Source organism: Hydrogenophaga sp. FG152 (assembly GCF_057809615.1).
In genome coordinates, this window is record NZ_JBMDKH010000002.1 from 432935 (window position 1) to 445512 (window position 12578).

The 12578-nt window shown below is 69.9% G+C and carries 6 protein-coding genes; 2 read left to right on the forward strand and 4 right to left on the reverse strand.

The window, feature by feature from the left end:
- Positions 1-47 precede the first annotated feature (47 nt).
- The 4 genes from ACODTB_RS04810 to argH all read right to left on the reverse strand — a co-directional run bounded on the left by ACODTB_RS04810 (position 48) and on the right by argH (position 10545).
- On the reverse strand, positions 48-935 hold the full coding sequence (locus ACODTB_RS04810; RefSeq protein ID WP_291121683.1) for a LysR family transcriptional regulator: 888 nt from the start codon (positions 933-935) through the stop codon (positions 48-50).
- Positions 919-3078, reverse strand: a complete 2160-nt coding sequence (gene pbpC, locus ACODTB_RS04815; protein ID WP_291121684.1) for a penicillin-binding protein 1C — start codon at positions 3076-3078, stop codon at positions 919-921. Before pbpC ends, ACODTB_RS04810 begins: the two co-directional genes overlap by 17 nt.
- Positions 3075-9014 (reverse strand): alpha-2-macroglobulin family protein, encoded by a 5940-nt coding sequence (locus ACODTB_RS04820; protein WP_291121685.1) that lies wholly within the window; start codon positions 9012-9014, stop codon positions 3075-3077. The genes pbpC and ACODTB_RS04820 overlap by 4 nt, the downstream gene beginning before the upstream one ends.
- Positions 9015-9093: 79 nt before the next feature.
- Entirely contained in the window at positions 9094-10545 is a 1452-nt protein-coding gene (gene argH, locus ACODTB_RS04825) for an argininosuccinate lyase (RefSeq protein ID WP_291121686.1), read from the reverse strand.
- A 149-nt stretch (positions 10546-10694) separates the two neighbouring features.
- Between argH and ACODTB_RS04830 the strand changes: the two genes are divergently transcribed.
- Both ACODTB_RS04830 and ACODTB_RS04835 read left to right on the forward strand, forming a co-directional pair.
- On the forward strand, positions 10695-11756 hold the full coding sequence (locus ACODTB_RS04830) for a sensor histidine kinase (RefSeq protein ID WP_291121687.1): 1062 nt from the start codon (positions 10695-10697) through the stop codon (positions 11754-11756).
- Positions 11757-11804: 48 nt separating this feature from the next.
- Positions 11805-12545, forward strand: coding sequence for a LytR/AlgR family response regulator transcription factor (locus tag ACODTB_RS04835; protein ID WP_291121688.1), 741 nt, complete (start codon positions 11805-11807; stop codon positions 12543-12545).
- Positions 12546-12578 lie beyond the last annotated feature (33 nt).

Here is a 12578-nt window from a genome sequence, read left to right on the forward strand (position 1 = left end):
GCAATGGCGTGCGGCAAAGGCGGCTTTCGCGTTTCGCGAAAGCCCGGTCAAGCCGTCAATGCCTTGATCAGCGTGAGCGCGGCCGGCGCCGGCGGCGCGTCGGTGCGGGTGGCGATGTGGTGCGTGCGCCGCGCCCAGGGGTCGGACAGCGGCACCGCCGTGAGTGGCAGGTGCGCCAGCTGCGGCGCGATCGCCTCCAGCGGCAGCACGCCCACGCCCAGGCCGGCGGCCACCATGCGGCACACGGCGTCGAAGCCGCGCATGCGCATGCGCACGTGCAGCGGCTTGCCTGCGTCGGCGGCGGAGGCGAGCAGGCGGTTGGACAGCGCCGTGCCGTCGGTGAGCGTGACGAAGGGCTCGTCCAGTGCGTCGGCCAGCCGCAGCCGACGGCGGGTCGCCAGCCGGTGCGAGCGCGGCGTGAGCAGCACCAGGGTGTCGCTGAAGAAGGGGGTGAAGGCCAGGCCGGCGGGCGGCACCGGCAGGTCCACCACACCGAAGTCCGCCCGCCCTTCGATCAGCGCGAGCGGAATCTCGGGGCTGCCGCGCTCCTCCAGGTCGATGCGGATCAGCGGGTGCGCTTTCATGAACTGTTCCAGGCGCTGCGGCAGCACCTCCAGCAGGGCCGAGGTGTTGGCCAGCACGCGCACATGGCCTTGCAGGCCCTCGCTGTAGCCGCGCAGGTGCAGCGCCAGCCGGTCGGCATCGGTCAGCAGCGCGCGGCTGCGCTGCACCAGCATCTGCCCGGCCGGGGTGAGCTGCACGCCGCGCGACGAGCGCTCGAACACCCGGAAGCCGAGCGATTCTTCGAGCGCCGTGATGCGCGAGCTGGCCGCGGCCACGGCCAGCTGCAGGCGTTCGCTGGCGGCGCTGATGGAACCGAGGTCGGCCGCGGCCACCACGACGCGCAGGGTGCTCAGGTCAATGGTTTCTTGCATGGTTTTCTCTCACGCCGGCGCCGCGCACCTCGAAGCGCACCTCGTCCAGCACGGTGCCGCGCGCATCGGTGAGTTGCATCACGTGGCGGCCCGGCCAGGGCAGCCACTGCAGCTGGGTGCCCTGGCCCACGGGCTTGCCATCCAGGCGCCAGCGGCCGCCCGCGCCGCTGGCCACGAAGCTCAGGCGCTGGCGGTTGGGGGGAATGTCCGGGTCCAGCGCGACGATGGTGCCGGGGGCCGGGCTGCGGATGCGCAGCGCGCTGCCTGGCGCCCTCGCCGGGGCCGGCGTGTCCATCGCGAAGCGGGCCTGCTCGGTGCCGGCGAGGAACCACTCGCTGCGCGCCGCTTCCAGCGGCCGAGCACCATCGGTGCCCTCGAACACGGCGCGGGCCTGCACCAGGCCGGCGGGCGGCGGCGGCGCGCGGCTGGGCGTGCGGGCGTGCAGGTGCTGCATGACGGTGGCCCACACGGGCGCCGCGCCGCTGGTGCCGCTCACGTCCCACATCGGCGCGCCGCTGGCATTGCCCACCCACACGCCGACGGTGAAACGCTCGGACCAGCCCACCGCCCAGTTGTCGCGCATGTCCTTGCTGGTGCCGGTCTTCACGGCGGACCAGAAGCGCGTGGCCAGGACGCTGTCGGTGCCGAAGGTGCGGGCCCGCGCGTTGCTGTCGCTCAGGATGTCGCCGACGATGAAGGCCGCTCGCGGGTCGATCGCCGGGGTGGCCTGCGGCGGCGAGCCCACGGGGCCGTAGCGCCCACCGTTGGCCAGCGTGCGGAAGGCGTTCGTCAGCGAGAGCAGCGGCACCTCGGCGCTGCCCAGGGCCAGGCTGTAGCCGTAGTAGCCGGCGGGTTCGCGCAGGGGCAGGCCGAGCGCGCCGAGCTGGTGGTGGAAGGCGTCGGGCGAGACCATGACCAGCGTGCGCACCGCCGGCACGTTGAGCGACGCCGCCAGTGCGGTGCGCGCGGACACCCAGCCCTTGAAGCGGCGGTCGTAGTTCTGCGGAATGTAGAGGCCACTGGTGGTGGGGATGGCGGCGGGCGAGTCCTCCAGCAGCGAGGCGGCCGTCATGCGCCGCTCGGCGATGGCCTGGGCGTAGAGGAAGGGCTTGAGCGTAGAGCCGGGCTGGCGCAGCGCGGTCACGCCGTCCACCTCCGACGCGGCGCTCAGCTCGCCCGACGAGCCGACCCAGGCCAGCACCTCGCCGCTGGCGTTGTCGAGCACGACCAGCGCGCCGTCCTGCACGTGGCGGCCCTTGAGCTCGCGCAGGTGGCGCTGCAGCGTCTGTACGGCAAAGCGCTGCAGTGGGGCCGACACGGTGGAGCGCACCGTCTGCGCCGGCCCGGCCGCGAGCACGTGCCGCGCGTGGTGGGGGGCAATGCCTTCGCTGGCGGTGAATTCGCGGCCTGGCAGGGCGATGGTGGTGAGGATGCGCAGCTCGCCGCAATCCACCGGCGTGCCGGCCTGCATGAGCTGGAGCACGCCGCAGGCGCGCTGCGCGACCTGCGCCGGTTTCGCGTTGGGTGCGCGCACCAGGGCGGCGGCCACGGCGGCTTCGCGCTCGTCCAGGCCGTGGGCGGCCTTGCCGAACAGCGTGCGCGAGAGCGCATCGATGCCGACCAGTTCGCCCCGGAACGGCACGAGGTTGAGGTAGGCCTCCAGGATCTGGTCCTTGCGCCAGCGCCGCTCCAGTTGCTGGGCGGCCACCGCCTGACCGAGTTTCTGCGTCAGCCGGCGCCCGCCCGCGCCGCGTTGCAAGTCGCCCTCGGGCCCGTCGAGCAGGGCCGCCAGTTGCATGGTGATGGTGGAGGCGCCGCGCGTGCGGCTGTTCCACAGGTTGCCCCAGGCCGCGGCCGAGACGGCGCGCCAGTCCACGCCGCTGTGCTCGTGGAAGCGCCTGTCCTCGCTCAGCACCAGGGCCGTGCGCAGCGAGGGTGAGACGTCGGCCAGCGCGATCCACTCGCCCCGGCGCACCTGGTGGTCGATGCGCACGCGCTGCAGCAGCTCGCCGTCGCGGTCGAGCACCCGCGCCTCGGACGAGCGCCAGCCGTCGTGCACCTCGGCGAAGCTCGGCAAGGCCTGTGCCGGCAATGCCAGGCCCAGGCCGAGCGCGGCCGCCGCGAGCGCGTGGCGCAGGTTCACCGCACGGCCTCCACCTTCACGCGGGCGTTCGGTGTCTCGCCGAACATCTCGGGCGCGTACATCGCCTCCACGCGGCTGGGCGGCAGCGAGAACTCGCCGACGTTGTTCAGGCGCACGGTGTATTCCATCTTGAACACGCCCTTGGGCACGTATTCGTAATAGCTGCGGTAGGCCTCGAAGCTGCGCTCCTCGAAGGCCGGCCAGGCGTTGCCGGTCGGGCTCTTCTGGCCCGAGGTCGCGATCTGCGAATCGCGGCCCAGCCCGCCGCCGAGGATGGTCGCACCGCCCGGGATCGGGTCGGTGACCACCACCCAGGCCATGTCGGTGGCGGCGTTGACCTCCAGCGACACGCGCCACACGTCGCCGCGCGTGTGCGTGCCGCTCACGGCCTGCTCCACCGGCGTGATGCTCTTCTTGATCGTGTAGCCCGCGCTGAACGGCGCCTTGAGCGGGACGGCGGCGAGGGACTGCAGCGTGAGCCAGGGCTTGCCGCTGCCCTGGTGGGCCACGCTCAGGGTGCCCTTGCCACCGTCGGCCAACCAGGGCAGGAAACCGGTGTTGTTCTTCAGGTTGCCGCGGCTGGCGGGGGCGCCGAATGCGGTCGTCTGGTTCGGTGCACCCAGCGCATCGCTGGTCTTCACCCGATCGACCTTGGCCCAGTCGATCGCGGCGCTGCCCGTGCCCAGCGTGGCGCGCGTCGTCCCCGCGACGGGGGTGGCCTCGAATTTGGCCGAGAACTTCTCCAGCGCCAGGCCGCCCCAGAGGTTGGCCGTCGTCGTGTGCCAGGCACCGCCCTGCTGGCGGCCGATGAAGCCGCTGGCCAGGCGGCCCATGTCGTCCTGCCAGGCCGGGTCGTTCATGACGGTGAGCATCAGGCGCGCGGTGTTCACGTCGCCGTTGGCCATGAGCCACCACCAGTGGTCGTCCTGCTCGGTGCTGAACACCAGCTTGGTGCCCTGGAAGCTCAGGCGCGCGCGCAGCACCTGCATGGCCTCGGCCAGCCGCAGCTCGCGCTGCGGCACATCGCTCACGCGCTGGAGGATGTTGACCCAGTCGATCACCGCGCTGGTAGGCCACTGGTTGGGCGCGAGGGTGACGCTGCCCAGCATGCGGCCGCGCGCCTTGCCGTAGCGCGACAGGGCCTCGATGGCGGCGAGCTTGCGCACGTCCAGGTCCTTGCGCGGGCTCCAGAACTCGCGCGAGATGCGGCCTTCGACAAAGGCGATCAGGCCGCGCTCCATCGGCGCGCGCACCTCGTCGGGCAGGCCGAAGGCCGGGTCCAGCGTGGAGGCTTCGTGCGTGGCCGCCAGCAGGTAGGCGGTGAGCGTGTCGCTGCCGCGGTTGGCGTCGCCTTCGCGCGGCGGGAAGTAGCTGGCCAGGCCGTCGGCGTCGAGGTAGGTGGGCAGCTGCGCCACCACGCCTTGCCACAGTTTCGCGTCGCGCAGGCCCACGGCCTTGCTGGTCTTCTGCTCCAGGCAGACGAAAGGGTAGTTGGCGAACCAGTCGCGCACGCCGGGCAGGCCCTCGGCCAGCTTGGGCTGCAGCGCGAGCTTCAGGCCGCCCCGGCCCGGCAGTGCACCGGCCGGTGGCGCCACGTCGAGGTGGAACGCCCCATCGACCTGCACCAGCGTGGCCTGCTGCACCGTCAGCGGCACGGCGGGCACGATGCGTTGCCGCGCCTTGAGCGCGTCCTTCGCGCCACCCAGCGTGTCCTTCGCCTCGATCTCCCACAGGATGGCCTCGGCGCGGGTCTGCGCAAGCTGCGCGGGCGCGGTCACCGTCCAGGCGACCTCGCGCGCCTCGCCGGCCGGGATGTCCACCGTCTGCGGCGCGAGTTCGAGCAGCGTGGCGCGCGGCGACACGGCCACCTTCATCGCCTTCTGCGTGGTGTTGCGCAGCGTGAGCTGGGCGCGGAACTGGTCGTCCTCGCGCACCAGCGGCGGCAGGCCGCTGATGATCTGCAGGTCCTGCGTGGCGCGCACGCTGGTCTGCCCGGTGCCGAAAAGGCCGGTGCCCAGGTCGGCCACGGCGACGATCTGGAAGGTGGTGAGCGCGTCGTTGAGCGGCACCGTCACCACGGCCTGGCCCTTGGCGTCCAGCGTCACCTTCGGGTTCCAGAGCAGCAGGGTGTCGAGCAGTTCGCGCGCGCCGCTCTTGCCGCCGCCACCACCGGCCGGCACCGCCTTGCGGCCGTAGTGCCGCCGACCGATGATCTCCATCTGCGCGGTGGACGTCTCCACGCCCCAGGCGCGCTGCTGCAGCATGGCGTCGAGCAGGTTCCAGCTGCGGTTGGGCATGAGTTCCAGCAGGGCCTGGTCCACCGCCGCGAGCGCCACTTCCGCGTTCGCCGCCGGCTGGCCGTTGGGCAGTTTCGCGGTGATGGTCACCTTCGCCTGCCCGCGCACCGGATAGGTCTCCTGGTCGGCCTTGACGCTCACATCGAGCTGGTGCGCCCGCGTGCCGACGCGGATCTCGGCCAGGCCGAGGCGGAACGCCGGTTTGCTCAGGTCCACCAGCGCCGTGGGCGCCATGTACTCGCGGCCCTCGTACCAGAACGAGGTCCACCACTCGCGCGGTGCCTTGTAGCCCCAGGTGAAGAACGAGTACCAGGGCACTTCGCGCAGCCGGCCGCGCAGGGCCAGCACGCTCACGTACACATTGGGTCCCCAGCCTTCCTGGATCTTCAGCTGCACCGTCGGGTCCTGCCCGTTGAGCTGCACCACCTGCGATTCGAGAATGCCTTCGCGCTCCACCGTCAGCAGCGCGGTGGCGAAGCGGAACGGCATGCGCACCTGGAATTTCGCAGTTTCGCCGGGCTGGTAGCTCTTCTTCTCGGGCAGCAGGTCGATGCGGTCGTGGTTCTCGCCGCCGAACCAGAGCTCGCCCTGGCGCGTGACCCACACCGAGCTGGCGGCCTGGATGCTCAGGCCCGCCGCGTCCTGCGCGGTCACGATCAGCTCCACCTCGCCCGGTTCGCCGAGCTTGGTCTCGCACAGCAGCAGGCCGCGCGCGTCGCTCTGGCCGCTGCAGACCGTGCCCAGGTCCTTGGTCTGCGTCTGGTTGTCGTAGGTGTAGAAGCCGCCCACCATGCGCTTGCGGCTGGTGGTGGTGATGTGGGCCACGGCCTTCACGCTCAGCGCGACCTTGGCCGCGGGCTTGCCCGCCAGGTCCAGCGCCAGCGCCTGGAACTTGATCTTCTGGCTGGCCGACACCCAGCCTTCGGTCTTGATGCCCGCCACCACGCTCGCCGGCCACACGGTGGAGACGCTGCGCAGCGTCTGCACCTCGCCGTTCGGGTCGGCGTAGGTGGCCTCCAGCAGCAGTTCCTGCGGCTGAGGGGCGGTGGGCACCTGCTCGATGGTGAGCGCGCCCGTGCCGTTGCGGTCCAGCGTGACGGGCAGTTTGTCGGCGATGACGCGCTGGTCCTGCGAGGCAGCGGCTTCTTCCTCGCCGTCTTCGTTGCCCGGCGCGCCGTCCGCGCGGGGCGGCTGGAAGCTGAAGCCGTCGAAGTCGCGGAAGCTCAGGGCCTTGTCGCGCACCAGGGCCGACACGCGTACCGGCAGGTTGGCCGCGCCGCCACCCGACACATAGCTGACCTGCAGCTGGGTGGGCACGGTCTTCACGTTGACCAGCGCCTGGCTCGCCTGTGGCGCGATGCGGCCTTCGAGCACCGGCAGCCGGAACTCCTCCACGCGGAACTCGCCGCTGCTGAACTGGCGCTGGCGCTCGTCGGCGCTTTTGAGCGTGACCTCATAGTTGCCCAGCTTGGCGCTGGCCGGCACAGCGAAGGAGTTCTCCGCGCTCTGGCCGCCCGTGGCCGTCTTGCGCCAGGCCACGGGCTGCGTGAACTGCTGGCCGCTGCCGGTGTGCGTGATCACCAGGGTGTCGGGCAATGTCTCTGGCAGGCCAAAACCTTTGCTGGTCTCGGTGCGGATCAGGTGCTTCATCGACACCGTCTCGCCCGCGCGCAGCAGCGTGCGGTCGAACACCGTGTGGGCGCGCGCGTCCGGGCGCGGGTCGCGGCTGGTCGGCACGTTGAAGCGCCAGGGCTCGATGCCCCGGTACCAGTCGCTCCAGGTGAAGGCCATGTCTTCCGTGGCGCCGTCCTTGAGCCGCGCACTGACGAACCAGGCCTGCGTGCTTTCACCGTCCCCGCTGGCGCAGCGGGGGGCTTGCGGCGGCACGCCCTTGAGCTCGGCCACGCCCTGGGCGTTGGTGGTGGCCGTGGCCACTTCCTTGCCGGCGCAGTCGGACACCCGCACCTGGGCGCCCGCGGCGGGCTTGCCCTTGTCCAGCGTGGTCACCCACGCCAGGGCGTTCTCTCGGCCCAGCTTGAAGTGCACGCCCAGGTTGGTCACCAGCGCAGAGGTGCGCACGTACATCGTGCGCGAGCCACCATAGCGCGCGTCCAGCAGCGCGCCACCCAGGGCAGGCGAGGCGATCTCCACGACGTGAAAGCCCGGCGTGAGCGGAATGCCGACCACTTCGAAGGGGCGAGGATCGCCCGTGGCGGGCCGGGGCAGTTCCATCGCCTTCACGCCGGCCTGGCCCTTGAGCAGCGACACGGCGCGCGACTCGACCCAGCGCTTGTCCCGGTCTTCCAGCACCTTGGGCAGCGGGCCCACGGTGTCGGCCTGCGCCAGCTTGCGCGAGACATTGAACTGGTCGTAGCGCTGCAGCTTGCGGAACCAGGCAATGATCTCCGCGTCGGTTTTGGGCTGCAGGTCGTTCACCTGGCCCGGGCTGAGGCCTTGCACCTGCAGCGCGGCCTCGACGTTGCGCAAGGTCACAGGCAGCAGCGGGATGCCGCCAGGTTCGGCGAAACGTTCGACGATGCCGAAGGGCGAGGCAGCGAACTTGGCCAGCGGAGGCATGGCGCCCGTGGCCACCGGCAGCGGAAAACTGTCGGCGTTGGCCGGCGTGCGGCCCGCGTCGTCCTTGAAGTTCTTGGGCAGTTCGATGGTGAACGCGGCCTGCTCGGCGAAGGGCGGCTTGAACGCCAGCTCGGTGACCACGCTGTCGCCGTCGGCGTTCTCTTCTTCGAACACCGGCTTGTGTGTCTGCTGGGCCGACTTCAGGCGGATGCCCTCGGCCTGCTTGCGCGGCACCGGCGCGCTGAAGTTGAGCGTCATCGGCCGGATCGGCAGGCAGGCGGCCTGGGCGTTCTCGCGCTCGCAGCTGAAGCCGACCGTCAAGGCCTCGCGCACCTGGAAGTCGAAGCGCTTTTCCACGGTGTTCGCAATGCCCGAGGGTGTGGCAACGCCCTTGCCGTACACGAGGGACACTTTGGTGTCCGGCGTGAAGCGGCGGTTGCACGAGAGCGCCACATACCGCTGGGGCTCCTTGTCCGCCAGCTTGTCCCAACCATTGGCTTTGAGCAGCTCGCTGCGGTCCTTGCCTTCGATGAGCCGGATCGGCACCCGCTCGCCCAGGCCCTCGACCGAGCACCACACCTGGGACTGCAGGCTGGCCGCCGTCGCCGCGCCGTTGAGCCGCAGCACGAAGTACTGTTCTTCGTCGATGCGCGACGAGGGGCCCGGGCGCACCTGCTGCACGAACGGGCCGCCGGTGTTGAAGCTGGTGCGGGTCACGGGCAGTTCCGTGCCCTTGGGCGATTTGAAGCCGCTTTTCACCTGCACCGTGCAGTTCACGCCGGGCGGCAGGTCGTTCTCGAACTCGAAGGCCCACTCGCGGTCGCTGGTCCAGCGTCCGTTGCCCCGGGTGGCCTGGGCGTCGCTGCAACTGAGCGATACGGGAGAGGGGGCTTTGGCGTCGCCGAAGTTGACGGCGCTGTCGTTGAACTTGACGACCACCTGGCGCACCCGGGCCACTTCGCCCTGGGGTGAGACGCTGGTGATCTGCAGCGCGGACGCGGGCAGGGCGATGGCCAGCCACGCCGTGGCGGTGGCAAGGCGGAGCGGGATGTTGTTCTTCAAGGCTTCCTCCATGGCAGACGCCAAGGGTAGCTGAAAGCCCGCCGCCGCCCGTGTGCCCGCCGTGGCGGGCCGAGGGGTTTCAGCCCAGGCGCTTGCGGTGGCGCGCGATCTGGGCCTGCACCTGGGCCGGCGCGGTACCGCCCAGAGTGTTGCGCGCGTTCAGGCTGCCGCGCAGGCTCAGGCACTCGTACACGTCTTTCTCGATCGAGGCGTTGAAGCCTTGCAGCACGGTCAGCGGCAGTTCGGACAGGTCGCAGTTGTGCGAGACGGCGGCCTTGACCGCGTGCGCCACGGTCTCGTGTGCGTCGCGGAAAGGCAGGCCCTTCTTCACCAGGTAGTCGGCCAGGTCGGTCGCCGTGGCGTAGCCCTTCTTGGCGGCCTCTTCCATGGCCACGGCGTTGACGGTGATGCCGCCTTCCTTGGTGCCGGTGGCCGGGTTCAGCTGGCCGCCCACCATCTCGCCGAAGATGCGCAGCGTGTCCTTGAGCGTGTCCACGGTGTCGAACAGCGGCTCCTTGTCTTCCTGGTTGTCCTTGTTGTAGGCCAGGGGCTGGCCCTTCATGAGCGTGATCAGGCCCATGAGGTGGCCGACCACGCGGCCGGTCTTGCCGCGCGCGAGTTCGGGCACGTCGGGGTTCTTCTTCTGCGGCATGATGGAACTGCCGGTGGTGAAGCGGTCGGCGATCTTCACGAAACCGAAGTTCTGGCTCATCCAGAGAATGAGTTCCTCGCTGAAACGGCTGATGTGCACCATGCACAGGCTGGCTGCGGCGGTGAACTCGATCGCGAAGTCGCGGTCGCTCACGCCGTCCAGGCTGTTCTGGCACACCTGCGGCTCGCCGCGCTCGTCCACCATGCCCAGGGTGCGCGCCACGCGCTCGCGGTCCAGCGGGTAGGTGGTGCCGGCCAGCGCGGCACTGCCCAGCGGCAGGCGGTTGGTGCGGCGGCGCACGTCGGCGAAACGCTCGGCGTCGCGCGAGAACATCTCCACGTAGGCCAGCAGGTGGTGCGCGAAGCTCACCGGCTGCGCCACCTGCAGGTGGGTGAAGCCGGGCAGGATCACATCCACGTTCTTCTCCGCCACCGCCACCAGCGCGGTCTGCAGCTCGTTGAGCAGCGGGACGATGAGGTCGATCTCGCCGCGCAGCCACAGGCGCACGTCGGTGGCGACCTGGTCGTTGCGGCTGCGGCCGGTGTGCAGGCGTTTGCCGGCATCGCCCACCAGCTGGGTCAGGCGGGCCTCGATGTTGAGGTGCACGTCTTCCAGGTCGAGCTTCCACTCGAACTCGCCGGACTCGATCTCGGCCGTGATCTGGGCCATGCCGCGCTGGATGGCCTCGAGGTCGGCGGCGCCGATGATGGCCTGGTGCGCCAGCATCTCGGCGTGGGCGAGGCTGCCGGTGATGTCGGCTTGCCACAGGCGTTTGTCAAAGAAGACGCTGGCGGTATAGCGCTTGACCAACTCGCTCATGGGCTCCGAGAATAGGGCGGACCAGGCTTCGGATTTTTTGTCGAGTTGGTTGGTGGACATGGTGTTGCCAGCGGCTGGATGAAAAAGACAGAAAGGAGCGGAAGTGCGCCAGGGATGGGGCTTGGGGCGTTGGGCCCGGGCCGGTTGAAGGCGCGGCAGACCCCTGTAGAGGCCCTCACGGGGCCGACCCGAAGACGGATGTGCTTCCCATGAAAGATTCCAGAATTTTATCGAGCTTCCAGGAACTGGCGCATGCCGCGGGTGCGCGCCCGATCGCGGACATGCCCGAGGACCTGCGCGTGCGGGTGCAGGTGTTCGACACCTGCCAGGTCGGCACGGTGCTGCGCGCGGTGCTGTTCGTGCAGGCCATCGTGGCGGTGGCGGCCCTGTTCGGCGCCCAGACCTTCATTGCCTGGGTCACGCAGCTGGCCATCTACACCGGGGCCGCCCAGCCGGCCGTGCTGGCCTGGCTGCTGACGGTGTGCGGCCTCAAACGCCAGCTGGGCCTGCTGCCGATGCCGGGCCAATGGGCGGCGGCGGTCGGGTTTGGTGCGCTCTCGGGGCTCTACGGTTGCGGCCTGTTGGTCTGGATGGGTCTGGTGGAGCCCTCGCCCTGGCTGGCCAGCGCGGCTTCGGGCGCGCTGGTGTCGGCGGTGCTGGTGGCCGCGCTGATGTGGCGTTCCAAGGCGCGCGGACCGGCCGGCGCCACGGCCCGTCTGGCCGAACTGCAGGCGCGCATCCGGCCGCATTTCCTGTTCAACACACTCAACAGCGCGATCGCGCTGGTGCGCGAGGAGCCGGCCAAGGCCGAAAACCTGCTCGAGGACCTGAGCGAGCTGTTCCGCCACGCGCTGGCCGACGCCAAGGAGGCTGTGCCGCTGTGGCAGGAGCTGGAGCTGGCCGAGCACTACCTGGCGATCGAGCAGGTGCGCTTCGGCGAGCGGCTGAAGGTGGAGTGGAGCGTGGACGACACGGCGTCCAAGGCCAAATTGCCTCCCCTGATCCTGCAGCCGCTGGTGGAGAATGCGGTGAAGCACGGGGTGGAGCCCAGTGCCAGCGGGGCGGTGGTGCGCATCAGCACCCAGCGCCGGGGCAGTGTGGTGGTGATCAAGGTCACCAACACCGTGCCGGCGGGCAGTGGACGGCGTGGCAATGGCCTGGCATTGGACAATGTGCGCCAGCGCCTGACGCTGCTGCATGATGTACAAGGGCGCTTTCAGAGCGCCTTGGTGAATGGCGTGTTTCAGGTGAGACTTGAAATACCGGTATAAGCGGGGTTTGAATGAACCCCCGAACCGGATCTGGCAACGGAGCGTGACATGGCACTGAAGGTACTGATCGTTGACGATGAAGCGCTGGCGCGATCCCGGCTGCGCACGCTGTTGGGCGAATGCACCGAGCCACGGGCCGATGTGGTGGGTGAGGCGTCGAACGCGGTGCAGGCGATGGAGCAGATCCAGCGCACGGGTTGTGACCTGGTGATGCTGGACATCCACATGCCGGGCGTGGACGGCATGGCGCTGGCGAGCACGCTGCGCCAGATGGCGGCGCCGCCGGCGATCGTGTTCGTGACGGCGTATGCCGAGCATGCGGTGCATGCGTTCGAGCTGGAGGCGGTGGATTACCTGACCAAGCCGGTGCGGCGCGAGCGCCTGCAGCAGGCGTTGCAGAAGGTGATGAAGCAGCGCAGTGCGGGCGAGGGTGTTCAGGACGGTGGTTTGCCCGAGAGCCTGATCATCCAGGAGCGGGGTCGCAGCGAGCGCGTGGCGCTGGCCGATGTGATCTACCTCAAGGCCGAACTGAAGTACATCACGGTGCGCACGGCGGACAAGGAGCACATTTTCGATGGTGCTTTGAGCGATCTGGAACAGCGCTATGCCCACCTGTTCGTGCGGGTGCACCGCAATGCGCTGGTGTCGCGGCGCGCGGTTCGCGCGGTTGAGAAGCACAACGATCCGGTCGAGGGCGAGGGCTGGATGGTGCGGCTCGATGGGGTCGAGGAACGCCTGGCCGTTTCTCGCCGTCAATTGGCGGCGGTTCGTGAAGCTCTCATGAGCTGAGCTTTTTCGTTGGCGTTGCTCAGGTCGCCGGCG